The organism is Trichocoleus sp. DQ-A3, from assembly GCF_039961975.1.
Taxonomy (GTDB): Bacteria; Cyanobacteriota; Cyanobacteriia; order Cyanobacteriales; family FACHB-T130; genus FACHB-T130.
The window spans coordinates 178,197-203,480 of sequence record NZ_JAMPKC010000005.1; the positions used below are offsets into that span (position 1 = coordinate 178,197).

21 protein-coding genes and 1 tRNA gene are annotated in these 25,284 nt (G+C 48.0%); 13 read left to right on the forward strand and 9 right to left on the reverse strand.

All coding sequences use genetic code 11. The features are described from left to right. The 6 genes from modB (at position 1) to NDI44_RS11705 (ending at position 7,028) form a co-directional block, all read left to right on the forward strand. Positions 1–681, forward strand: coding sequence for a molybdate ABC transporter permease subunit (modB, locus tag NDI44_RS11680; RefSeq protein WP_190414953.1), 681 nt, complete (start codon positions 1–3; stop codon positions 679–681). 43 nt (positions 682–724) lie between these two features. Next, positions 725–1,933, forward strand: a complete 1,209-nt coding sequence (locus tag NDI44_RS11685) for a hypothetical protein (protein ID WP_190414954.1) — start codon at positions 725–727, stop codon at positions 1,931–1,933. 80 nt (positions 1,934–2,013) lie between these two features. Then, positions 2,014–2,084: transfer RNA gene (locus NDI44_RS11690), tRNA-Gly, on the forward strand. Positions 2,085–2,386: 302 nt separating this feature from the next. Then, on the forward strand, positions 2,387–2,791 hold the full coding sequence (locus NDI44_RS11695) for an endonuclease domain-containing protein (protein WP_190414955.1): 405 nt from the start codon (positions 2,387–2,389) through the stop codon (positions 2,789–2,791). A 199-nt stretch (positions 2,792–2,990) separates the two neighbouring features. Then, the gene (locus tag NDI44_RS11700; protein WP_348235280.1) at positions 2,991–3,311 is read left to right on the forward strand and encodes a hypothetical protein; all 321 of its coding nucleotides are present in this window, start codon (positions 2,991–2,993) and stop codon (positions 3,309–3,311) included. 39 nt (positions 3,312–3,350) lie between these two features. Then, positions 3,351–7,028 (forward strand): helicase-related protein, encoded by a 3,678-nt coding sequence (locus NDI44_RS11705; RefSeq protein WP_242037158.1) that lies wholly within the window; start codon positions 3,351–3,353, stop codon positions 7,026–7,028. Between the two features lie 190 nt (positions 7,029–7,218). Here the strand turns inward: NDI44_RS11705 and NDI44_RS11710 are convergent, their stop codons facing one another. From NDI44_RS11710 to NDI44_RS11725, 4 genes are all read right to left on the reverse strand, one after another. Further along, on the reverse strand, positions 7,219–7,602 hold the full coding sequence (locus NDI44_RS11710) for a low temperature-induced protein (protein ID WP_190414957.1): 384 nt from the start codon (positions 7,600–7,602) through the stop codon (positions 7,219–7,221). Positions 7,603–7,781: 179 nt separating this feature from the next. Next, positions 7,782–8,072 (reverse strand): hypothetical protein, encoded by a 291-nt coding sequence (locus NDI44_RS11715; protein WP_190414958.1) that lies wholly within the window; start codon positions 8,070–8,072, stop codon positions 7,782–7,784. 70 nt (positions 8,073–8,142) lie between these two features. Beyond that, the gene (locus NDI44_RS11720; protein ID WP_190414959.1) at positions 8,143–9,204 is read right to left on the reverse strand and encodes an ABC transporter permease; all 1,062 of its coding nucleotides are present in this window, start codon (positions 9,202–9,204) and stop codon (positions 8,143–8,145) included. A 108-nt stretch (positions 9,205–9,312) separates the two neighbouring features. Continuing rightward, positions 9,313–9,825, reverse strand: a complete 513-nt coding sequence (locus NDI44_RS11725; protein WP_190414960.1) for an adenine phosphoribosyltransferase — start codon at positions 9,823–9,825, stop codon at positions 9,313–9,315. Positions 9,826–10,224: 399 nt separating this feature from the next. Here NDI44_RS11725 and NDI44_RS11730 point away from each other — a divergent pair, with 399 nt between their 5' ends. Then, a complete protein-coding gene (locus NDI44_RS11730) occupies positions 10,225–10,851 on the forward strand; it encodes a DUF3038 domain-containing protein (protein ID WP_190414961.1) in 627 nt (208 codons plus the stop codon). A gap of 197 nt (positions 10,852–11,048) precedes the next feature. Beyond that, the gene (locus tag NDI44_RS11735; RefSeq protein ID WP_190414962.1) at positions 11,049–12,446 is read left to right on the forward strand and encodes a DUF4335 domain-containing protein; all 1,398 of its coding nucleotides are present in this window, start codon (positions 11,049–11,051) and stop codon (positions 12,444–12,446) included. Positions 12,447–12,556: 110 nt separating this feature from the next. On the opposite strand, the gene mrdA is transcribed toward NDI44_RS11735, so the two are convergent. Continuing rightward, positions 12,557–14,353: a penicillin-binding protein 2 gene (gene mrdA, locus NDI44_RS11740; RefSeq protein ID WP_190414963.1), complete on the reverse strand. Its 1,797-nt coding sequence runs from the start codon at positions 14,351–14,353 to the stop codon at positions 12,557–12,559. A gap of 394 nt (positions 14,354–14,747) precedes the next feature. On the opposite strand from mrdA, the gene NDI44_RS11745 reads away from it, so the two are divergent. Further along, positions 14,748–15,875, forward strand: a complete 1,128-nt coding sequence (locus NDI44_RS11745) for an ABC transporter ATP-binding protein (protein WP_190414964.1) — start codon at positions 14,748–14,750, stop codon at positions 15,873–15,875. Positions 15,876–15,967: 92 nt separating this feature from the next. Here NDI44_RS11745 and NDI44_RS11750 read toward each other — a convergent pair whose 3' ends face one another. Continuing rightward, positions 15,968–16,168, reverse strand: a complete 201-nt coding sequence (locus NDI44_RS11750; protein ID WP_190414965.1) for a hypothetical protein — start codon at positions 16,166–16,168, stop codon at positions 15,968–15,970. A gap of 335 nt (positions 16,169–16,503) precedes the next feature. Here NDI44_RS11750 and NDI44_RS11755 point away from each other — a divergent pair, with 335 nt between their 5' ends. The 4 genes from NDI44_RS11755 (at position 16,504) to NDI44_RS11770 (ending at position 21,921) form a co-directional block, all read left to right on the forward strand. Next, the gene (locus NDI44_RS11755) at positions 16,504–17,541 is read left to right on the forward strand and encodes a spermidine/putrescine ABC transporter substrate-binding protein (protein WP_190415041.1); all 1,038 of its coding nucleotides are present in this window, start codon (positions 16,504–16,506) and stop codon (positions 17,539–17,541) included. 189 nt (positions 17,542–17,730) lie between these two features. Beyond that, positions 17,731–18,591 carry an ABC transporter permease gene (locus NDI44_RS11760; protein ID WP_190415042.1) on the forward strand — a complete coding sequence of 287 codons (861 nt, stop codon included), beginning with the start codon at positions 17,731–17,733 and terminating at the stop codon, positions 18,589–18,591. Between the two features lie 306 nt (positions 18,592–18,897). After that, positions 18,898–20,739 (forward strand): SUMF1/EgtB/PvdO family nonheme iron enzyme, encoded by a 1,842-nt coding sequence (locus tag NDI44_RS11765; RefSeq protein WP_190414966.1) that lies wholly within the window; start codon positions 18,898–18,900, stop codon positions 20,737–20,739. 330 nt (positions 20,740–21,069) lie between these two features. Beyond that, entirely contained in the window at positions 21,070–21,921 is an 852-nt protein-coding gene (locus tag NDI44_RS11770) for an ABC transporter permease (protein ID WP_190414967.1), read from the forward strand. A gap of 334 nt (positions 21,922–22,255) precedes the next feature. Here NDI44_RS11770 and NDI44_RS11775 read toward each other — a convergent pair whose 3' ends face one another. The 3 genes from NDI44_RS11775 to NDI44_RS11785 all read right to left on the reverse strand — a co-directional run bounded on the left by NDI44_RS11775 (position 22,256) and on the right by NDI44_RS11785 (position 24,923). Then, positions 22,256–23,260: a DUF1517 domain-containing protein gene (locus NDI44_RS11775; RefSeq protein ID WP_190414968.1), complete on the reverse strand. Its 1,005-nt coding sequence runs from the start codon at positions 23,258–23,260 to the stop codon at positions 22,256–22,258. Positions 23,261–23,599: 339 nt separating this feature from the next. Further along, positions 23,600–23,821 carry a sulfur carrier protein ThiS gene (gene thiS, locus NDI44_RS11780; RefSeq protein WP_190414969.1) on the reverse strand — a complete coding sequence of 74 codons (222 nt, stop codon included), beginning with the start codon at positions 23,819–23,821 and terminating at the stop codon, positions 23,600–23,602. After that, positions 23,814–24,923, reverse strand: a complete 1,110-nt coding sequence (locus NDI44_RS11785; protein ID WP_190415043.1) for a thiamine phosphate synthase — start codon at positions 24,921–24,923, stop codon at positions 23,814–23,816. Before NDI44_RS11785 ends, thiS begins: the two co-directional genes overlap by 8 nt. Positions 24,924–25,284 lie beyond the last annotated feature (361 nt).

Below are 25,284 nucleotides of genomic sequence, written 5' to 3' on the forward strand. Positions count from 1 at the left end.
GTGCTGAGTCCTCAGTCCTCAGCACTGTTCTCCGCTTTGCGCTTATCGTTGTGGGTGGCGCTGATTTCCACCGTCTTTGTTGCGATCGCGGGAGGACTGCTGGGCTACCTGTTGGCACGTTACCGCTTTCCCGGTCGAAACTGGGTGGATGCTATCGTCACGCTGCCCTTAATTTTGCCGCCGACTGTGGTGGGATTCTATCTGCTTGTTCTCTTTGGACGCCAAGGGTTAATCGGACGCCCTCTCTACGAAGCGACTGGTTGGACGCCCATTTTTACCTGGCAAGGTGCAGTCTTAGCGGCAAGCATTATGGCGTTACCGCTGATGGTAAAAACTACAAAAGCAGCTTTAGAAAGTGTTGACCCCGTTTACTTACAAGCTGCTGCGACATTGGGTCAATCGAATGGGCAAATACTTTGGCGCGTTTGGTTGCCTTTAGCCTGGAAAGGCATTCTCGCGGGAATTGTCCTGAGTTTTGCCCGCGCTTTAGGGGAATTTGGCGCAACCTTAATGATTGCGGGGAATATTCCCGGTGTCACGCAAACGATGCCAATGGCAATCTACGAAGCCGTTCAGTCGGGACGCGACAACACCGCCTTGATTTTGGTGGTTATTCTCAGTTCGCTGTCTCTGTTCATTCTTTTTCTGACAAATTTTCTGGAACGTAGCGGATTCAGGTGAACGTCTACTGTTTCTAACAATAAGAGTCCTTGAAGTTTTGAGAATGGCACTACCAAACCAGCGCCCCAACGATCCGGCTCAGAGTCCTCCGACTCGGCACTTACATCTCGTTAGCGCATCGGCTCCACCTCCCTTAGAGAAGCCAGATGCGATCGCCTCCCAGCCGCGAGTCGATGCCCGGAATCGGTCTACATCATCCACGCTGTGGAGTATTTACACTCTAATTTCTGTAATTGTCCATGTATTGGGGATGTGGATGTTGCAGCGGGTAATCATGGGATCTGCCAGCGTCGATGTGGCTACGGAACCCATTCCTGTTGAGCTAATTACCTCCGTTCCCTATTCCGAAGAGAGGTTAGAGCCACAAGCGGCAACTCCCCAACAAAGACAAGAGAGCGATCGCAATTTTAACGTTCCAGGTAGAAGCCCTGTACAGCAGCCGATACCCGCGCAGCCTCAAGAAAATCCTCCTGTAAATTCTCAACCGAGGATTCAGCGCTCTTTCAGAATCCGTCTCAATCCTTTCCCTCAAGCGCAAAACCCTACCGCTAACTCGCCTTCTACCCCGCAAAGACAGCAGCCGAACTCTGATGTGGTTGCGACCAGACCCATCATTCCTACACCCGCCTCGCGCCCGCCATTTGTGCCGCAGCAAGCCCCTGAAACGGGTCGTCCCTTGGGGTCATCCTCCCAAGATGCAGGAACGCCCGCACCTGCACCGCCATCTCAACCGCAGCCATCATCGTCCCAACCCGTCGAACCATCCCCAGCTCCTGTCACCCCTCCGCCAGCTCCTCCCGTACAGGCAAGCCCAGCCCCACCAGCTCCAGCTCCCATTCCACCCGCACCGCCTGCTGAGGAGGCACAAAGCGCACCATCGCCCGCACCCGCAGCCCAAGGTAGAGGCGTTGTGGCAACTTTGTTCAATGTCCGCTCTGGTAACGCTGGCACTGATGAGCCGAACCAATTAGCCGTACCGCAGCAACAGCAGAAACAAATTCCCGACCTTGATTATCCGCTGCTAACTGGGCCAGCTCCCGACCAGCCTATCGTCTTGGAAGTTTTATTGTTGATTGATAACACGGGCAAACCGTCAGTTCAGCGAGTGCTGCAAGGAAGCGGAAATTTAAACGATTCGCAGTTTGTCAATGAGCTAATTCAAGGCTGGAGATTTCAACCCGCTTACATGGGAGGTGGAGCCGTTGACAGCTTGCTGGAAGTCTCTATCCGAATTTCTCCTCTCTCCCAGTGAAAAAATGCACGCCTCCCCTACTCAAGCTCTGAAAAATTGTGGTATAGTAATCTAGTTATGGTTTGACCATACCTCAATTTGCGGGTGTAGTTTAGTGGTAAAACCTCAGCCTTCCAAGCTGATGATGCGAGTTCGATTCTCGCCACCCGCTTTTTCTCTTATACAGAATAGTTCAGTGATCGCTTTTTGTCTTTGAAGCAGAATCAGGCGATCGCTCTTAGTCTATGGTGTTAAATTGGGAAGCGATCGCACTTTTCTCATCATCTCAGGTAAAGCGCGATCACACTTCGTTTCTAATAGTCAGCCAGTAATTCTGCTGTGCGTCAAAATGATTTCTCCGAGATTGATGAGAATACTGGAAGAGGGTGCGATAAGCCTAACGGCTGTGCTACCCACGAGTAAATGTTGAACAATTCTTCTCCCCCCTTTTTAAGGGGGGTTGGGGGGATCTAAATGTCTAACACCAACGACTGGAATGATACAGATTTTCATTTACCCTACAACCGACAGCTAGTAGAAAAGGCGAAAGAACTACGAAAAAATATGACGCCAGCCGAGAAAAAGCTGTGGTATGGCTATCTGCGAACGTTCAAGTTTCGGGTTTTGCGGCAAAGACCCATTGATAATTTTATTGTTGATTTTTTCTGCGCTCAGTTGAGGTTAGTAATCGAAGTAGATGGAGAGAGTCATTTTACGGATGATGGCAAGGATTATGACTGGGGAAGAACGCAGATTTTAGAAGGTTATGGGCTGAAGGTTTTGCGGTTTACTAATGATGAAGTGCTGAAGGATTGGGAGGAGGTTTGTAGGCGAATTGAAGAGGAGATCCCCCCAACCTCCCTTCAAAAGGGGGGCTAAGAGGAGTATGTGCGCTCGCGCAGTGTATCGGAAGTAGAATCATGCGATCGCGTCTCTGCACTGCTTGTAGGACTTGACAAATTACCTTTTCATGAATTAGTTTTCTAGCAGTTAGTATTTATGTACTAATCTGAAAGAGAGCGATCGCGCATTGTCTCTGAAGTATAGTCATCCATAAGTTGATTAGCTGATGTTTAATATGTCTCTTGGTTATGCCTGGGAAAAGTTTCATCTATCTGTACTCATACTAGCTGGTGGTCAAGGCAGCTTACATAAAAGGCTTTATGAGGCTTACACTTACCAACTGGGGGTACTCAAAGTAGAGCAAGTTCCAGAAGAATTACAGGAAGCGTTTAGCTTACTAAAAGAAGAATTAAAAACAGTTAAATGTCCTGGAAAGCAAGTAAATATTGCGTCAGTTCAAAGAGCTATAGGCACAGAAAAGGCAAAGGAACTAGCCGAAAGCATTGTCGAAATGTATGACGATATAGCGCAAAGATATGGTCGTACTAAGCAGTAATCCATGAATCTACTCAACGCGAAGTGTAAATTTTGAGTTATGGATAGCCAGAGAAAACCCAACAGCTACTGGGATGAATTGACTAATCTAGAACGCGAACTTATGGCTTTTATTAACGAACACGGTACGCTCGGTTTAATGCCAAGAGCTATAGAATTCGTAAAAGCTGGGCGCAGTGATTTAGCAAACGCCATGCGTAAGCATGGTGGATTTCAGTCGGTAGCTGAAAAATTGGGGTTAACTTACGCTAGAAAACGACCAGGCTATTGGGATGAATTCACTAATGTTAAACAAAACCTATTTGCCTTTATTGAAAAAAATGGCGTTTTTGGTGTGATGCCAACAAAACAAGAACTCCAAACCGCTGGTTATGGTGACTTAGCAAATGCCATTGAGGGAGAGTATGGAGGATATGCAGCAGTAGCAAAGCGGTTAGGTTTGACTTGTGCAAAAAGACAGCGAGGTTATTCGGATGACATAAACAATGTCAAACATGAAATTTTAGCCTTTGTCGAAAAACACGGTACTCCCGGAGTAATGCCGACAGAAGGAGAACTTAAAAAAGCTGGTCAAGGCGCTCTTTTGGGAGCTGTGAAAAAGCATGGTGGAACTCACAAGGTAGCTGAACTATTAGGGCTAGCTTGTGTGAATAGACAGCGAGGTAGCTTGAATGACTTTGAGTGCTTTGCAGGGGAGCTTCTAGCTTTTATTGAGAAACAAGGTACTGCCGGAGTAATGCCGACACAAAAAGAACTTGCAAAAGCGAAGAAAACCAGTCTTGCAAGTGCTATTGCGAGGCATGGTGGTTTTCCCACTGTGGCTGAACGATTGAAATTGAAGTTTACTCATATAGCAAAGCCAACCGATTACTGGAAAGACTTTGCCAATGTAGAACGAGAACTTTTCGTCTTCATCGGGAAAAAAGGTACTCCCGGTATGATGCCGGAATTTTATGAACTTGTCCGCGCTGGACACAGTTCCCTCGCAAGTGCTATTGGAAGGCACGGCGGATTTTCAGCAGTAGCTGAACGTTTAGGGCTGAAGTTGTCGTACACGGCTGGGTGGACAGTGGAAGCTATCCGCAGGTTTGTTGCCTCTCTAATAAACCATCTGGGAACTCTCACGCCTGCCGAACTCTATCTACTCTTCCAGCAGAATGGGATGCTTCAGAGTACAGGCAGCGGGAAAAGCTTTGTGAAGGCTCTTGCTACCGGACGATTCCCGAAAGAAGAGATTGAAAAGTTCGTCAATGGTGAACCGTCAACCGTTGATAAATTCCTGCAAGATAAGCAGCTAACTCTCGAAGCGCTTGAAACTAGCGGCAATAATGACATCCCTGATAAAGGAAATGTAACCTCCCAGGACAATCTTGACGACCAGATTGACGAGACTATTGAACCATCCGAGGAAGAGGACGACCTTGACCTTCCGGTTGTCCAGACGAAGGAAGTGCTGGCATCCTTAGATCACCCCGTTGTATCCTCAGCAGATGAAGAAGCCGTCGAATTCCTCATCGCATCGGCAAAAGCAAAGATTTGGAAGCACGTCTTTCGGGATGAAGCCGCAGCCGTAGCGCAGGCTCAAAGCTACACAGGCGACAGCTACGCCGAAAAAGTTAAATCAGAATTCTTAAACGAATATCATCAAGCCAAGAATCTCCCCATCCCAACTGGCTACGCCTTCTGTATTAACGGCAAAATAGCAGAACCCAACCTCATGCAGCGACTCGCCGCCGTTCAGGTACGCGACAAGAAACGAGTCGGCAATTGGTCGGGAACTGGTGCAGGCAAAACCCTCTCAGCCGTCCTCGCCAGTCGCGTCATTAACGCCCATCTCACCCTTATCTGCTGTCCTAACAGCGTTGTTGATGGTTGGAAAAAAGCGATTCTCAACATTTTCCCAGATAGCGCGATCGCGACCAAAACCTTTACACCTGACTGGGCAAATGCCGTCGGTGACGAAACTGGGTTAGGTGCGGCGCTGAATCTAAATGCTCATCGTTACATCATTGTGAACTATGAGAAGTTCCAGCAGCCAGACTCCGCTGATTGGGTGCGCTCATTTGTGGAAAGTGAGTTAATCGATTTCATCGTTATTGATGAAATCCACTACACAAAACAACGCCAAGTCGAGAACATATCGCGGCGCAAGCAACTGGTAAGCGCACTCATCACCGCCGCAAGCGATCGCAACCCAAATCTACACATCATTGGGATGTCCGCAACACCAGTAATTAATAATTTGCAAGAAGGTAAAAGTCTAGTCGAACTTGTGACAGGAGTCGCCCACGACGAACTCGACATCCACCAAACCATTGCCAACTGCATGAAACTCCACCAGCGACTCGTGACACTGGGGATACGTTGGATGCCCGATTATAAACAACAACTCGGAGAACCCAAGGATTTGTCTATCCCAGTAGACTGTAGTGAATTCATCGACGAAATTCGCGCACTGGGTCGCAAAGGCACCCACCTCGCACTTGAGCAAATCCTCACCCGCGCCCGTTTACCCGTTATTCGAGAGCAAATCAAACCGAAAACCCTGATTTATACCCATTACGTCCAAGGAATTGACAAGCTACTTAGAGACGCACTCGAAGACGACGGCTGGAAGGTTGGCTTCTACACAGGCGAAGTCGAATTCGATTCGCGGCGTGAGATTCTTCAAGAATTCAAGGAAGGCAACATCGATGTTCTCATCGGTTCAAGCGCGATCGCAACTGGCGTTGATGGTTTACAGCAAGCGTGCAATCGCCTAATCATTAACGTCCTGCCGTGGACTCACGCCGAATTCGAGCAACTAATCGGTCGCATCTACCGCCAAGGGCAACAAAACCCAGTAACAATAGTCATTCCCCTAACTTACGCCCATGTCAATGGCGAACGTTGGTCGTGGTGCGACTCGAAAATGCAGCGATTGCGATTCAAAAAGTCGATCGCCGATGCTGCCGTTGATGGTGTAGTTCCAGAGGGATACTTGCGATCGCCTGCCCAAGCCTATCAAGATGTAATCGCTTGGCTAGAGAAGCTAGAAACAGGCGTCCAAGTCATCGCCCGTCCGAAGATTGTAATTCCGATTCCCGATAACGACCCAGCAGACGTGCAGCGGCGGTTGCAGCGTTACGGCGACTTTTCCGCCATGAACCGCCACTGGAACCAAACCCGAAGCGAAACTACTCACCATCGCCTACAGGAGAATCCAGAGGAGTGGTCGAATTATCATACTTTATACACTGAGTCAAGGAAAAATTGGGCGGTCATCCCTTATGAAGAGATGATTCGCTGGTGCCAACAACGTAGCGGCTACACTATCGGTGATTTCGGTTGTGGTCAGGCGAAGCTGGCTGAAGCGGTTTCAGATCGCCATACAGTTTACAGCTTTGACCATGTTGCTGTGAATCAGGAAGTTATTGCCTGCGACATGGCTCATGTTCCCCTTGACGATCAAAGGCTTGATGTAGCGATTTTCTGCCTGTCACTGATGGGAGCGAACTTCACCGATTACCTGCGGGAGGCGAACCGCACTCTGAAACTGGATGGTCAGCTTCATATTATCGAAGCAACTTCAAGATTTAGCGATCGCCCTCAATTCCAAACTGACCTAGAGGCTTTAGGATTCATTGTTGTCAGCGTTCAGGATGCATGGAAATTTACCCATATCCACGCCTTGAAGACTGAACGTAGACCCCAAACCACAGGAGAACTCCAGTTCTAGGGCATTTATTGCCGTTACACGCTCCAACGAGCCAGCGTTTCAGCATCGCCAGCCTAAAAAAAACAAGGCAGACTCCTGCCTGCCCTATATAACATCAAGAACAACCCCTGCGGAGTTGCCCTGATGATGAGACCCTGCATCCGCACTCAGCAGATACTAGGGCGCTCAGTCTTGAGCAAATACTGTCTCCTTAGTCTTTGCCAGTAATGCCTTCTAGAGCCTTCTGAACTTTTTGTTCAACTGATTGGACGCCTTGCGAGTTTTCGTTGGTACTCATCTTGTCAGCATCAGCGGCTCCTTGAATTTCATTCAGACCCTGGCTGGCTTCCTTCTGAGTCTCCTTAAGCGAATAGGGGTCTTTCAGAACCGCCTTTTGTGATTTCTCTTCAATCTTCGTCAGATTGGCTTCTCCGTCTCCGGGGCGACTGTTGGTGCCGCTATATCCTGCGGGGGTTTTTGTGCTGCTGTAGGCTGGAGTTGCATAGCTGAACAATAGTAAAGCGCAAAAACAAGCAGCGATCGCCATACGCACTGGACGTACCCAAGCAGACAGGTTGAAACGGATCGATTTCATAGAGTCCCTCTCTCCTAATTTGTCGAAATTAGCACTATTAAGATTTGTTGATCGGATCAGACGAAACAACTGCCTGAACGACCTCTCTTATTTGCTCAAATTTTGGAGCTTCTGACATCTGTACCTAGGTATACTTGCAATAAATCTTTAGAAAAGGCAATAAAAGTCAATAATTTGGCTTAACTTGGCGATAAAAACTGAATTTTGGGTAATAGTGGGTCTTCAACCATCCCAATTCCCTTAAATCCCCAGCGTTGCAGCAACCCTTTTACTTGGTTTCCAGAGATAGACTCGACAGCGAAGCGATCGCTGACATCTGGGGCATGGGCGTTGAGATAGCTTAGGGCATCAAAATGTTCGCCAAACATCAACAAGTAGCCATCAGTTGATGAAGCACTTCTATCGGGTTGAGCTAAAAGATATTGACCATCAGCTCTCGAACGGATTAGGTAATAAACTTGGGAAAACATAGTAAATGCAAAGGTAGTAGGCTAATCGCTAATTGATAATTGGACAAGTTTAAAACCATTAGCCATTTCCTCATTTAAGATTTTCCAGCTTAATTCTCGGATCGGCTACCTTAAGCAATAAATCGGCGATAAGATTGCCGACAATCAGCATCACTGCCCCCATAATCAAACTTGCCATTACTAAGTAGATATCTTGGATAGTGACTGCCTGTAAAATCAACCGTCCTAATCCCGGCCAATTGAAGAAAAATTCGGCAATAAATGCCCCACTTAACAAACTGGCAAACTCAAATCCCAAGAGCGTTATGAGGGGATTAATCGCATTGCGGAGGGCATGAACATAAATCACCCGGTCTTCGGGGAGTCCCTTGGCACGAGCTGTCTGGATATAGTCTTGGCGGAGAACATCGAGTAATTCTCCCCTGGTAATTCGCTGCAAACCTGCAAAACTGGTGACACTCAGCGCTAGGGTGGGTAAAATCATGTGCCAACCGATATCCAAAATTTTGCCGAACCAGGATAAATCGGCGTGATTGATGCTGGTTCTGCCACCGACTGGAAATAGGGGTGAAGTGTACTGGGCGAAAATTAGCAACACCAGCGCCGTGATGAAGCTGGGAAACCCTTGTCCGGCGTAGCTCAGCACTTGCAGGAGGCGATCGCTAGCGCGATTTTGGTTAACTGCACCGACGATCCCCAGTGGAATCGCGATCGCCCACGTCAGAATCACCGATGCGATCGCGAGTTCCAATGTCGCTTGGATACGCTCCCACAACAGCGATGACACCGAACGCTGATAGACAAAACTCGTACCAAAATTGCCATAGCGCAAAATCTGCCACAGCCACCGTCGGTACTGTTCAATCGCTGGTTTATCCAAACCAAACTGTTGCCTGAGTTCCTCAATTCGTTCCGGGGAAATTTTGGGATTCTGCCTCAAAGTATCTAAATAATCTCCCGGAGCCATCTGACTAATTGCAAAACTCAGCGTCGAGGCTAGAAACAAAGTCAAAATTGCCTGTAATAGCCGTTTTGCCACGTAGAGAAAAGTTTCACTTGTAACCAGCCTTTTGAGCCAATTTAAACTAGCTGTTAACCCATTCTGACCTGAAGAATTTCTAGTAGAAGTCATGAAATATAGAATCCCATATCGCCAAAATTTTTGTAACTTGCTAATCGCTAATTGTTTAATAGCTTGTTTTCCATTAGCAATTAGCAATTAGCCATGAGCAGTTGCTCCCTAATACTCAACCAGCGTCACAATTGGCACATCAGGAAGTCGTTGACGCCCACCTAAATCTCTTAGCTCGATGATAAATCCAAATCCTACTAAGGTGCAGCCAATTTTCTGTACCAGCTCAGCCGTTGCCGTTGCCGTTCCACCCGTCGCGATCAGATCGTCCACAATCAAAACACGGCTTCCGGGATGTAGAGCATCTTGATGCATCTCTAGGCGATCCATCCCGTACTCTAATTCATACTCAACCGTGTGAACAGCACCTGGTAACTTTCCAGGCTTCCGGACGGGGATAAACCCAACTCCCAGTTTGTATGCCAGAGGTGCCCCAATAATAAAACCCCGCGACTCCATCCCAACGACGTACTCTGGAGACAACTGGGCGCACTTTTCGGTTAAGGTTTCAATGGTGTAGCGCAGTCCTTCCGGATCTCGCAGTAGCGTCGTTATATCCCGAAACAGAATTCCTGGTTTAGGAAAGTCTGTAATGTCGCGTATCAGAGACTTGAGATCCATAGCAGCTCGTAAAAAGAGGGTTGTAGGTAAACTCGGTATCCGTTGCATCACAGAGGCAGGATCTCCCCCGGATGTGCAAGGATATACCTGGAAAATCGTACACTAGAAGGCTGCACGGTTTTGGAGCATTCCTAACACTCAAGAGCCAGCGGGCAGCTATTGAGGCGTGTGAGTAGTCGTATCTATATGATTCAAGTACAACCACCTCCAAAATCATCCACTTGCCCGAAGCTTCAATCCCGATCGCGACACCCTGATTTTAGTAAAATCCAGCTGGGCATATAAATAATCGGATAGCAGATGGACACAAATGTAACCGTCAAAAGTCATTGATTTCCATATGCAATTCGTTGTAGCCCGTGCGAGCCATCAACCAGTTCAACTGTCCTGCTATTTGGAATGAATCTTTCTGTGAGCGTAATGCCATTAAACAGTCCTCCACGAGAGTCAATGCCGCTGATTTTAGACAATCTCCCTGACCCACCGATTTCGTCGTCAAGTGGGTGTCCGCGTCGAACTCGGCTACAAATTGACCTGATGCTACTAGCAATAGAAGCCCTGGAATTGGGAGGGTCTGAAGCAATGCTGACAGTGGCGAAGGATTTGGAACTCCAGGGAATTATCAAAAATCGGGTACACCTTTGGCGAATCCGAAGCAGCAACCCGCTACGACGATCTTATACACGCCGTTTGCTAACCCTGGATGAAGCCAAAGCGATGGTGATCCTAGTCTGCCATCTAGCACGGCGGTTAACCGTGTTGATCCGGCAGCTGCTACTGGCTTATCAACAGCTGCGTGACAAGCAGGTGCCATTGGAACATCATTTTCGCTTGTCTGAGTATTTAGAAAGGTTCCGCGCTCACTTCCGGAGCCGAATGAATCCACGACGCGCTGGTGTCGCCGCCTATAACTCTGATGAGAAGTTAAACAATCTGGCTATTGAGCTGTTAAGCGAGCTGCTATTTTGTACGGGAACGTCTGGAATGCAAAGATTTTGGAGCAGCCTTTTTGATGGAGAAGTGTAACTTTCATAGAAAAGGAGTAATCGGTAATCAAGAATAAGAGTGATGAGCATTGGTGTTGCGTTTTGAGACGAGAAGAAAGTTCTTGACTTAAAAACTCAATCCTCAAAACTTAAAACTTTTCCCGAATTACCAGTTACCAATTACCAATTACCTATTAGTTTTTCCCCGAATTACCAATTACCAATCACCAACTGAAAATGACTATTCGCCGTCCGTACAGTCTGCCTAACTGCACGCTGATCCTAGAAGGGTTAAGCGATGCTACAGCTGCTGGTCAGGTGGACACCCGACCCTTAATGTCTATCCTGGTTAATGCTGAGTGCCATTTTGCGGGTAAGGAGAAGCCATTAACGGGAGGACGTGACTTTTTTGAAAGCCTGGTGACAGCAGCCAGCAACTATGCTCAAGAATTCTTGAGTGGGGTGCCTCACTCCCATAGTCTGAAAGACAAGCCGAGTTTAGTGCAGTTTCAGAAAATAGATGCCCATCTGCATCGGTTAATTGTTGAGTCGCCGGGAAGTGGTGGAGACTCGACTCATAGTGGCGCATCCAGTGGGACAGCCACAACCCTCCAAGCAAGACAAGTTGATATCACAACGGTACAGCTGTTTGATTTAGTGGAGGCGGTGGATCAGTTCCTGGCTGATGGTCGCACGCTGCCAGACATCATGCTGTCCATCGCGCCGGTTCCGAAACGCTATGCGAAGGCTGAAGTGCCGGTGGCACAACGCGCCGCACCAGCAGCAGTTGGGGTCACGAGTTTGGCATTGGCAGCGATCGCGTTTTCTAGGGTTCCCCCTCCCGAAGTCAAGAACCTCAAAGATCCCTTGCCCCAGCCCAACAGCTTAACGACCCCTGCTAGCCCTGTCTCGTCCGAGCAGCCGACAGCAAGCCCCACGTCATCTAGCGCTGAAGCTACCGACTTGGAAACCCTGGTGACAGCAGCACCAGAGCTGACCGATCCCACCCAGTTGTACTTCTTACAACGGAAACTGCAAAACAACATTTATCAGAAGTGGACGACCCGCCGCCAGTTTCGGCAAGACTTAGTTTATCGGGTGGGCGTAGGGAAAGACGGAGCTGTGGTGGGTTACAAGCCAGTTAACTCAGCCGCACGCGATCGCTTAGAAGAAACTCCGCTCCCAGAATTGCTCTATATCCCTGCCACTGGTAGCGACATCAGCAAAGAACCCCTGGCTCAGTTCCGGGTGGTATTTACTAGACGAGGCGTCCCCCAAGTGAGTCCCTGGTATGGGTATAAAGAAAAGCCCAGCCTCGGTCCAGAAATTACCGACTCAGCTCAGATAGAGAGTTTAGAAGCTCGGCTTTCCGAACAACTCAAGCAAAATTGGCAAGCCACTCCCAGTTTTCCACGGAGCTTACAATACCGTGTCGCCGTAAACAAAGACGGTGTCGTCGCCGATTACGAGCCACAGAATCAACCAGCCTTTGATTACGAGGATGAAACGCCCCTGCCTAAATTATTCCAGCCGAGCAACTCGCCAGACGCTGTCCCACAGGAACCCCTCGCCCAATTCAGAGTGGTGTTCGCACCCAACGGCACCATCGAAGTTAGGTCGTTGCAGAGAAATTGAGAGCAGTCAATAGTCAGGAGCCAGTTGTGAGGAGTCAATAGTCAGGAGTCAGTTGTGAGGAGTCAGTTGTTAGCCTTTCCTCTAAACACTAACAACTAACCCCTCACAATTTACTTAACGGGTTTAACAGGTTTCTTGACCTGAAAATAAGCCTCCAAAACTTTTAACACCATTGGGGCTGCTACCTTACCGCCGCCGCCTCCAGAATGTTCCGCAAACGCCACAACCACAATCTTTGGCTTGTCCGCAGGCGCATAGGCACCAAACCAGGCGTGAGACAGTCCTGGTGGAGCCTCTGCCGTACCACTCTTCCCGGCAACCGGGGGTAACGTTGGCGCATTCACCGCTTTTCCAGTGCCGCTAGTCACAACGCTCCGGAGTCCTTGGCGCACCACCCTTAGCGTTTCTGGTTTCATATTCAAGGACTCTCGCCAGTTTTTGGACGCCTCATTATCTTTGAGCAGGTGGGGTTTAACTCGGTAGCCACCATTTGCCGGAACCGCAAACATCACGGCAACTTGTAGCGGCGTCGTTTGCAAGAAGCCCTGACCAATGGACATATTCACCGTGTCTCCGATAGTCCATTCCTGCTTCAATCGCTTCTCCTTCCAGGCTGCATCCGCAACCAACCCCGGCAATTCTTCTGAAGCTAACTCAATCCCCGTTTTTTGACCAAAGCCATACTTCCGAGTCCAGTCAATCAAGGTGGGACCACCTATTCCTTTACCAATCTGATAAAAGAAAGTATCGCTACTCATCGCTAGCGCCCCAACAAATCCCAAGGGGCCAAATCCAGCATGGTTCCATTCCCCAAACCGAATCCCACCGACGGTTAAGTAAGGATAGGTTGCTAATACCGTATTCGGAGAATATTTACCCGATTCAATCGCAGCGCTCGCGGTGACAATCTTGAAGGTACTCGCTGGTGGAAAGACTCTTAAAGCGCGGTTGACGAAGGGGTTGCCCTTACTTTGTACTTTCTTCCAAGTTTCTGGGGTGATCCGCTTAGAGAAAACGTTGGGATCGAAGCCTGGGCGGCTGACCATTGCCAAAATTGCCCCATTGTTGGGGTCCATTGCCACGATTGCGCCCTTGCGATCGCCCAATGCCCGCTCCGCAGCCTTCTGCAAATCCAGATCCAGCGTTAACTGCACATCCTTCCCAGCCTTCGCCTTTTTCTGACCAAGAATCCGCAGCACTTGACCCGCACCATCTACCTCAACTTGTTGACCGCCCCATTCTCCCCGTAGCGGTTTTTCAAAAGCTGCCTCCACACCCATCTGACCAATCACATCACCCAAGCGGTAGCCTTGATCTTTCATCTTGGCTAGCTCTTCATCGTTCATTTCCCCCGTATACCCTAAGACGTGAGCGCCCACCTCAGCGTTGGGGTAGTTTCGTACCCCTTCAATATCCACCTCTACGCCCTCTAGTTGGCTCCTGTACTCTTCAAGTGCCGTAATTTGGGCAGGATTGATGTCACGAGCAATTCGTAACAGCGAGGTCGAGGTATAACCGGCTTTTTCTAGTTGCTTTTGAATTTCTTTCTCAGGAACATTTAACAGTTCCGAAAGGCGGCTGAGGGTAGCAGGCCAATCCTTCTGCTTGCGGGCGATGGGCCACAAAAAAACCGAGTGAGACAGGCGACTGCTCGCCAAAACTCTTCCTTTGCGATCGAAAATGGTGCCTCGGGCCGGCTGTTTGGGAATCAAACGAATCCGATTGTTTTCTGCCAGCTGTCGGTTACGTTCCCCCTGAACCACTTGTAAAAAAACTAAACGAGCGCCAATCCCACCCGCCAAGAGTAAGGTAACGAGCAACATGATAATTACAGATTGGAGACGTCGGCCCACAGTTCGGGGGGTGGATTGACGCCCAATTGAGGAAGACCGAGCGATTAAGGTCATAGCAGGAGGCTGAATAAATTGGCTCTAAACAGGGAAACAAAAGGTATTTTGAGTGGGCGGCAATTCACAGAGGGATTGCTCCTACATAGTGTACCGTCACACTTCAATAAGATGAACTGGAGGTGTCCTGAAAATGGGTGCCGTGGAAATAGCATCCAGCACAGAGCGGGAATCACTTGTACTTTGTCATGTACTTTTTCAGGTTCAACGAATCAAAGAATGGCAAATTTTTAAGCGAATCGCAATCGGACTGAGTCCGACAGCTAAAATAAACCAAAGTTAGCAATCAACGCTCAACCAAGCATCACCGGCTCAGCCTTCACAAAACAGACGCGACGGCGTGTGTTGAGCAATTCAAACCTCTGTGGGGCATCGCCACTGGGAATCATCAACTATGTCTCAAACTTCTTTAGCAGAACAACGCTCTCCGGAGACTACAAATGAACTGGATGTGGAACTCCGCAAGGTTTTTAAGGTATTCAATGGAGAAACAGCAGTCCGGGGGGTTGATCTGGAGATCCACCGAGGAGAATTTTTCAGTATTTTAGGCCCCTCTGGCTGTGGCAAGACCACAACTTTGCGCTTAATGGCTGGGTTTGAAACTCCCTCGGCAGGAGAGGTGCTGATTCAGGGGCAGACGATGAACCATGTCCCGCCCCACCGGCGTCCGGTGAACACCGTCTTTCAGAGCTATGCTTTGTTTAGCCATTTGAGCGTTTGGGAAAATATTGCTTTCGGATTGCGGATTAAAAAGCGACCCAGGACCGAAATTGCCGAACGAGTGCAAGAAGCGCTGAAGCTGGTCAAAATGGAAACCTATGCTAACCGCTTTCCTTCCCAGCTTTCTGGGGGACAGCAGCAACGAGTGGCTTTAGCGCGGGCGCTAGTGAATCGTCCAGCGGTGGTTTTGCTGGATGAACCCTTGGGGGCATTGGATTTGAAGCTGCGTAAACAAATGCAGGTGGAATTATCCAATTTACATCAAGACCTCGGTTTGACGTTTGTAATGGTGACGCACGACCAGGAGGAAGCGCTAAGTCTCTCCGACCGGATTGCAGTCATGCGTGGGGGCAAGATTGAGCAAATTGGTTCGCCTACTGAAATCTACGAGCATCCCAAAACACCATTTGTGGCGGATTTCATTGGGGATACCAATCTATTTGAGGGGCGGATTGAAGCTTCTGACTACTCAACGCTCAAAGTTGTCACCAAAAGCGGTTTGCCAGTTGTGGTGCAGCCGTTAGAGCCTTGGGATGAGATTGGTGTCCAGGAGGTTGTGGTATGCGTGCGTCCAGAGAAGATTCAGCTAAGTCTCTATCCGCCAGCGATGCCAATCAACTGCTTTGAAGGTCGTCTGAAGCACGTGATGTACATGGGAACTCATGTTCATTATGTGGTGGAGTTACTTTCAGGCGATCGCTTAACGGTTCGGCAGATGAATACTGTGGGAATTGAGCCTGCCTTGCATACTCCTATCTATGCTCACTGGGCAGCTACCGATTGTCTGGCAATGAATGCCTAGAGCCAATGCAGCGATCGTTACCCGTACGTCTCCCGACATTCCCAGCAGCGACCGGGCTGAATGCAGTTTCAACAAGCGTTAGAATCTCATGGTCAGACCAGTGCGATCGCTTGCTTTCGGGGAACCCGGTCAACCCATTGGTCGTTGGCTAGAGACGCCGGAAGCGATCGCTTCCGGCTACCACCAAACATTAAAAAGTATTCATTCCCATCGATGACTGCCAGCCCTTTGCTGCACTGATTTTGCGCTCCTTTCCCCCAGAACTTGACAAATTGACTCAGCGACCGATTCAATCACTCCGGGGCTATCTCCTCAAAGTCAGGATGACGACTGGAAATTTGAGAAACCCCTACAAATCTAATGTTTGCCTATCAAAATACTGACGCCCGAACTAGGTGAACCGCTCCCTATAGAGCAATCTGTAAGATACTGTTAAAGAGAAATTAGAAATTAAAAATTAAAACTAAAAAATCACCTTGATAGTTTTTAATTTCCTCTTCTAAATTTTGACGATTGACGTGCAATTTTGCTGAATCCCGTGCCTCCAACTGCTCAACGGACGAACCCACAACACTCAACACGACGTAGGTTTTTACAAACGTCAGCTGCTGCTACCCTCGGACTGGCAATGTCTGGTTGCGGCTGGACGCTTGCCCAAGTGCGCTCGGCACCCGCCAACTCTGATGCATCCAACAACAAGTTATTGTATCTCTACACTTGGGCTGGCTATACCGATGAGGATTTGTTAAAACGCTTTACCAAAGAGACTGGAATCAAGGTCATTGCTGATGTCTATGATTCCAACGAAGCGATGCTAGCCAGGATTCAAGCATTGGGAGGCGGGGACTACAGCATTATTTACCCATCTGACTATACGGTGAGGAAGATGGTGGAACTGGGCTTGCTCAGTGAAATCGATCGCTCCCGCGTGGTAGGTTTGGATCGGTTGTTTCCCCGCTTCCAGAATCCCGTCTATGACCCAGAAAACCGCTACAGCATACCTCTGAGTTGGGGAACAACGGGTCTCATTTACAACACCCAGAAGCTGAAGCAACCACCAGCAGATTGGAATTATCTCTGGGACAATCAGCAGGCACTTTCTCGAAGGATGACCTTGCTGAATGATGTTCGGGAAGTAATGGGTGCGGTGTTGAAAATGCTGGGGTACTCTTACAACTCAAAAGACCCGCAGCAGATTAAACAGGCGTATGAAAAGTTAATGGCGCTCAAACCGGCCCTCGCTTCTTTCACCTCTGATGCCTGGAGAACTCAAATTTTAACTGGGGATTTGCTGCTGGCAATGGGATTTTCATCCGATGCCAATGAAATTATTCCAGAAAACAAAAACTTACAATATCTAATTCCTCGGAGTGGTTCTTCGGTGTGGACTGACACACTGGTCGTTCCGATAACAGCTCCCAATCCAGAAGGAGCTTATGCCTGGATCAACTTTATGCTTCAACCTGATGTCGCCGCTCAGATTTGCGAACGTTTAAGTTTCGCGACACCCAATCAAGCTGGCTACAATCAGCTACCTGATGAAATCCGTAACAATCAGATTTTATTTCCCGCAGAGGCGGTACTTGCCCAATGTGAAGGCGTTGCGCCGCTTGGAAAAGTTGCCGAAGTTTATGAATCCTATTGGACTCGGTTGACGAGCAGCTAACATTAAATAATCTTGAGTTTTGAATGATGAATTGAAGCAATAATTGATACTTCATATCAATCATCTTTCATTACTAACTCAAAACTCAAAACTCAAAACTCAAAACTCTTTTCTGTCGTGTCTACCCCAACTTCCCCTCCCTCTATCCCCAATCCCACTTCCTCTGATGGAATAGAATCGCCAGTGCTAATGGGCAGCAGACGCCCAGGCTTGAAGTGGTTGGAACCAATGGCGCTGCTGGGTCCTGCTGGTATCTGGTTGGGTTTGTTGCTAGTGCTGCCAACGCTGGTGATTTTTCAGCTGAGTTTAGTGCCAGGAATCCGGCCTGGGGATGTGGTGAATCCCAGCGGTTTGGATAATTATACGCTGGTGTTTCAACCAGTTTACTTGCAGGTAATCGGGCGATCGCTATTTTTTGCAATTGGCACTACAATCGTTTGTCTTTTACTAGGATTCCCAGTTGCTTACTGGATTGGTCAAATGGCACCAAAACAGTGGCGAAATTTGCTGCTACTAGGCTTTGTCTTGCCTTTATGGACATCATCGCTGCTGCGTTCTTACGCCTGGATTACAATCTTGCGTCCTACGGGTGTCCTGAACACGATGTTAACGACTTTAGGACTTCCAGCTTTGGAGTTGCTGAACCAGAGTTCAGCCGTATTTATTGGGATGGGGTACAGCTATTTGCCTTACATGGTGTTAATTCTTTACGCTTCTGTAGAAAAACTGGATCGGCGGTTGCTGGAGGCCTCTGCCGATTTGGGGGCAAATCCAATTGACACTTTTTGGAAAGTGACTGTCCCGCAAACGCTACCAGGAATTGCGGCTGGTTCTTTGCTTGTATTTATTAGCACTTTAGGGGATTTTGTGGATCCGGAATTGCTGGGCGGTGCCTCCAGCATGACGATATCTCGCTTGATTTATAACCAGTTTTTAGGTGCGACTCAGAATTGGGGATTTGGCTCATCTTTGAGTATGGTATTAATTTTTGCCGTGAGTGTAGCGATCGCGCTTTTAATTAAATACGGCGATAGCACTTCCCAGAAATAAGCTCCATAGATAAGGTGCCTGTTATCACCGACGCACCATTATTATCAGAAATTTTCTGTTAAATCTTCGCAATAGATACTAGACAAGTATTAGCGCAAGTGCTAAATTTATACAATGGGAATATATGCGCCCATATGGAGTCTTTTTTGAATTTAATAATAATTAATTGGTCAGTAAGTGCTGACTGATTTACTATTTACAATAAATGTTGGTTGGGATTCGTTCCCCAACCAAACAAATTGATTAAAGGCGTTGGGTTTCGTTACCTCAAGCCAACCTACGCTTAATCAAATTTTTCAATTATTTATGAGTTATTGCTTAAATCCCGCCTGTCAGAAGTGCCAAAACTCCCACAATGACAAATTTTGTAAAAACTGCGGGACGAAGCTGGTACTTTTAGGGCGTTACCGGGCTTTGGCACCACTTGGACAAGGCGGGTTTGGTAGGACTTTTCGGGCAATTGATGAAGCGAAACCGTCCAAACCAGCTTGTGTAATTAAGCAATTTTTCCCGATACAACAGGGTACGGATACAGCTAATAAAGCAGCAGAGTTATTCCATCAAGAAGCTGTACGGCTAGAAGAATTAGGCAATCATCCGCAGATTCCGGAATTGTTAGCCCATTTTGAGGAAGAGAACCGTCAATATTTGGTGCAACAGTTTATTAACGGACAAAATTTAGCCCATATATTAGAACAACAAGGCGCTTTTAGCGAAACCGAAATTCGCAGCTTGTTGGCAGACTTGCTGCGCGTCTTAGAATTTGTGCATAGTAAGCAGGTAATTCACCGAGATATTAAGCCAGAGAATATCATTCGTCGTCAGGTTGATAATCAACTGGTGTTAGTAGATTTTGGTGCAGCTAAATTTGCGACAGGAACCGCATTAGCCAGAACTGGAACAGTGATTGGTGACTTTCGATATATTGCACCAGAACAAGCAGTAGGGAAAGGTGTTTTTGCTAGTGATTTATATAGTTTGGGCGTCACCTGCATTCATTTGCTGACAAATGTTGAGCCTTTAGAGTTATTTGATACTGATGAGGATGCTTGGGTTTGGCAGAGTTCCTTGCAAAATCCTGTAAGCGATGAGTTTCGTAGCATCTTATATAAGATGATCCAAAGAGGTGCGAAACGGCGATATCAATCCACCGAAGATGTTCTAAAAGCGCTAACTCTACAAAAGTTATCTGTAGCGCCAACAAATCCGAAAAATCCCCAATCCTCGTCTCTACAAACGTTCATTCCGCCAAAGTCATCTGTAGCGCCAACAATTCTGAATATTCCCCAAGCTTCACCGCTAAAAACCTTTGATTTTGATGTGGTGACAGTAGACGCGCAGGGAAGGGAAACTAACCGCCGCCGAATGCAAGCCAAATATTTCTCTGAAGATTTAGGTGGTGGAGTGACACTAGAAATGGTAGAAATTCCAGGTGGTACTTTCCTGATGGGTTCTCCAGGCACGGAAAAGGGGCGAAGTAGTAGAGAAAGTCCGCAACATCAAGTAACTGTAGCACCGTTTTTTTTGGGGAAATTCACTATTACTCAAGCGCAGTGGAAAGCAGTAGCAAATCTGCCAACAATCAAGCGAGTGATGCAACCTAATCCCTATGACTTGCAATATGGAGGTACTACAAATCGACCCGTAGAAAACTTATCTTGGGTAGATGCTGTAGAATTTTGTGCGCGACTGTCGAAAAAAACTGGAAAAATTTATCGTTTACCCAGCGAAACCCAATGGGAATATGCTTGTCGTGCAGGAACAAATACACCATTCCACTTTGGCGACACAATTACAACTGATTTAGCTAATTTTAACGGAAATTATACTTACGCTTCTGCACCCAGGGGAAAATATCGTCAGCAGACAACAGAAGTAGGAAGTTTTCCACCCAATGCCTTTGGACTATACGATATGCACGGCAATGTTTATGAATTGTGTGCTGATGTTTGGCACGATTATTACAACGGTGCGCCTGCTGATGGGAGTGCGTGGGAGTCTGGCGGAAATAATGCGTTCCGGCTGCTACGCGGAGGTGCGTGGAGCAACAATCCCGAACACTGCCGTAGTGCGGTTCGTGACAAGCTTCACCCAGACGGCAGGGGCAGGTTCTACGGGTTTCGAGTAGTGACTGTTCCCTCGGCGTAGACTTCTTAGCCCTTTACTCTCTTCCCTTCTTCCTTCGCGCTCTATAGGGCTAACGCGCATGGCTCGGCTAGTGCGCCTTCGCGGTTCGTAGAAAAATCAATTTACCTGAACGCACAGATTCCCATTCTATAAGTATAACCCTAATCTACGAAAACGCAGTATAAAATAATACAAATATTCAAAACTTTACGGAGACGATAACACTTGAGAGGCGATCGCACTCTTCCAAAGATTCAATCGCATCCAGTAAAGTGAAGAAAGTTGGCATAGAGCGTGTAGCGAAGTGGCTGCTCTGTTCAGCATCGCAAATCCGACAAATGGTGAAATTGAATGACAGGCACCGTCAGCCATCAGCAGGAGGAAATCCCTTTAGAGATTATGTTGAAGCCCCAGGATAAACCTCGTATTTCTTGGCAGGTTATTTTCACACTGCTGATGTTCTTTTATATGTACCTGCCCATTCTGGTACTGACGTTTTATAGTTTTAACGAATCTACCTATAGCGCCGGTTGGGAGGGATTCACCTTCAAATGGTATCTGAAGCTGTTTCAGGACACCCGCGTCCTGACGGCGCTGCAAAATAGCTTAACCGTGGCTTTGTGTGCAGTAGCGATCGCTGCCGTCTTAGGCACCATAATGGCAGTTGGTTTAGCCCGTTATACCTTTCCGGGGAAAACCTTGTATCGCGGCGTTTCTTACCTGCCGCTGATTATTCCCGATATTGCGATCGCTGTTGCCACTCTGGTATTTTTAGCCGTTATTGGTATGCCGTTGAGCTTGTGGACAATTGTGGCAGCTCATGTCGTCTTTTGTCTTGCCTACGTCGCCTTGGTGGTTTCTTCTCGAATTAGCGGTTTAAACCCCCATTTAGAAGAAGCTGCCCTCGATTTAGGAGCGACGCCAGTACAAGCTTTTATCCAGGTGTTGCTTCCAGAATTAATGCCAGCAATTATTTCCGGTTGCCTGTTAGCTTTTGTCCTCAGCATGGACGACTTTCTCATTGCTAGCTTCACTGCCGGTACGGGTGCCACAACATTACCCCTAGAAATCTTTAGCCGCATCCGCACTGGCGTCAAACCAGATATCAACGCTCTCAGCGTGATGCTGATGATTGTGTCAGGTTTTGTCGCTTTTGTTGCTGAATTGCTCCGCTACCGCAGCGAACAAAAACGCTTTAAATAGCTTTGAATTTGTAGAGATGTCACTGCATCTTATTTCGGGATTTTAAAATTTAACAATGAACAAAAAATTGTCATAAGTTAAGCTATTTGTTGGTAAAATTATTCAATGAACTTAAATTTAATTCTTCATAATGGGAATTTAATTTGCTTTAAAAAAATGCACAGATTTTCATTATTTAATTAATACTAATAATACCAGCTCAAGGGAAAACAGTAAATTATAAATGGCTCCTATTGAGCCGCTGTCAAAATTGAAAAAGGAGGCTGATTACCAGCCTCCTTTTCAGGAGAAATAGATAGGGGCGCATAGCAAGAGTGCCCGTATCCGTTGAGGGTTAAACAAGTTTGAGATTGGGATACTCAGCCAGCAAATCATCAGAGGTAAGCGTGTCGCCTTCTGCCTGAGGTGCCCAGAGAATTTCTACTGCAAGTAGGCGATCGCTCCCGATGCCACCAATCTGACGCAAGGCTTGACGCAAATCGTCAGTGCTGTTGATTTTCGGCAGTTGCAGATTGCCTTCGGCACCCACCAAAATCGTCACAATAATGTATTCACTAGGGCCTTCTGCCATCATCTGATTTGCCAGCTTGCCAGCTTCCTCAGATCCCGCCGGTAAAGATGCTTTGGGCGTTGCTGCCTTGAGCTGATTATTGACGTTCGAGAGAGTCTCTTCGGTGACTTTGCTGCGTTCACCCAGAGCTAGCTGATTAAACTTGGCTTCTGCGGCTTGTAACGCTGTTTGCTGAGATTCTGCTGCCCCATACACCCAGTATTCCGGGTGACGTAGCAAAGCTAGGGTACTTTCTTGAAGCACTTGGGCACGACCGATGGCGGAACTCATATCAGATGTACGCGCCAACTCGTCTAATTCTCCTTGCAAGCTGCGAGCTTCTGCCAAAAGACCCACTTGCACCTCTGCCACAGAAACTTTGGGATTGCCGTAGCCCAGCGAATCGGCTTCACCCGCGTCGCCAACACCAACGCGGCGGAAGCTGGAAACCAAGAAGTTAGCGATTCCCAGGAAAATCAAAATTGTAAACAGACCGCCAAATCCGCCCCCGATGCCAAAGAAGGGAAATAGCAACGGGAACCCAAATCCACCCCCAAATCCACCCCCAGGATAAGGAGCCGGATAGTATCCGCCGGATGGTGGCGCGTAGGTGCGGCTAGGAGGCGAATAGCTGCGGCTGGGCGCTCTAAAAGAACCCCCTCCAATCCGACCGCCTGAGCGAGCTGCTAAGGCTCCGTCAGCATGACCTAGCGTCAGGGTAAGGATCAGACCAAAGACGAACAAAGATTTCAAAAGGGGTTTAATTGCTGAAAGCAGTTTATTACGCATACATACTGTGCCTATTCAATCTGATTAAAACTGTAGCGGCTGGCAGCAACTCCTAGCATCTTCCTAACTATCGAGCGATCCGAGCTACATCTTTAATGTATCGCCTCCACCCGACTGGCGCGGGATCAATGCGGGGCGGATTTCCTCACGGGGAATCCGTACTCGAAAGGATGACGGATGAGGGATAACGCGAATCGCTGTGCGTTACCCAGGAACTGGACTAGAAACCACAGATGAAAAGTACAGTATGGGGAGTAAATCTTGTGGCTGTTTTCCGAGAAACAACCGAGAATTTATCTTCAGCCATTCCTTGTTCAATCTTCATCTCTGAGGTTCCAATTAGCCGCCGCCGACGATGGTGACGATTTCAATCGCGTCCCCCTCTTTGATCTCCGTTTGCGACCAAAACTGCCGATGGAGAATCTCACCGTTGTACTCAACCGCCACTAGGCGAGGATTTAACCCCAGATGCTCTAACAACTGGGGCAATTTAGTGTCAGGCGGGCAGGTGCGGGGTTCCCCATTCACTTGTAGCGTGATTTGACCAGACGGACTAAACATAAGATTGGGGAACGCGAACATCAACAGAGCGGAGAGTTTGCAGACGACTCAGCTGGGAGAGGAAATACTGAGTCATTAACATCGGCTGATCTGCCTGCATGATGGCGCGAACCGCTGCGACTCGTTCGGCTCCCGCCTCCAGCACATCATTTAAGTTATTCGCATCAATGCCCCCAATGGCAAACCAGGGAATCGAGGCATTTTCAGCCGCATAGCGGACATAGTCTAGCCCAGCAGCAGCTTTATCTACTTTGGTTGGAGTTTCATAAACGGGGCCAACTCCGATATAGTCAGCACCCTCCTGGATAGCTCGCTGCATTTCTTCCGGGTTCGTGGTGGAGCGACCAACCAGGCGTTGTGGCCCTAGCAACTGTCGGGCGAGGGCGATGGAGATATCTTGTTGTCCCAGATGCACGCCATCGGCATTCACTGCCAAAGCCAGATCCACCCGGTCGTTCATGATAAACAGGGCACCGTATTGATGGCATAGCTGGCGGAGTTTGGAAGCGTGGGCGACTCGCACAGAATCGTCGGCAATTTTTTCGCGATACTGTACCAGAGTCAGTCCCCCTTGCAGGGCGGCTTCAACGATGGAAAATAGCTGTTCTGAGGCAGAAGTAACGAGGTATAGATGCGATCGCAACAGCACCTGATGTCGTCGGTAAGCCAGCAAATTGCTCTCCAGCGTATACACCCGATAGCGCAATTGCTTCGCCGCCGAGCCTAGATCGGGGTCGTAAAGCTTGCTATATTCTTCCAGCACCCGCAGGGCTTCTTCCACGCGAGCAAAATTGGCTTGCAACAGCTGCTGAATACTAGAGCGCTGTTGTTCTTGAGGATGGGTCAACTCCGTGCCCGCATCCCCTGGGGTATCCCGTGCAGCCCGAAGCTCCATGCCATGCCATTTGGCTAGCTCCTGTCGCATTTGCTTGCATTCATTGACTAATTGGGAGCTATTCACGCCAAACCGACACCATTCTTCGATAATCCGCAAGCCTTCTCTGGCTCGGTCTAAATTGGCGTCTAGAATGCGGCAAACCGCTGGCTGTGCTTGTATGAGCAAGTCCCCAACTGGCTCTCGAACGCTGTGTTTCTCGCCCATCGCAACCACTCCATTATTTTTCATCGTAGCAGTCTAGTTTCCTAATTTCTGAAATCTGTGAAGTGACAGGGTAGCACGTACCAACCAAATTTTCTCAATTGCCCCATATATTTTATCCAACTGAATAAAAAATAGAATGCGGGGATTAACAAGGTTGAGCAAAATGAACAATGCTGATATCGTGCGGATTGTGAACTAAGTCATGTGAACTAAGTCAGTAACATTTCGTCTATGGGTTAGGAGCAAGTAGCGTCCTTATCCAATTCTTTAGCCTACGGGTTTCTAGTTTTTTGTACCTACCTATTTAAGAACGTTTAACAGCAGTATTATCATTCAAAGAATGCCCCCACAGAATTTTCTT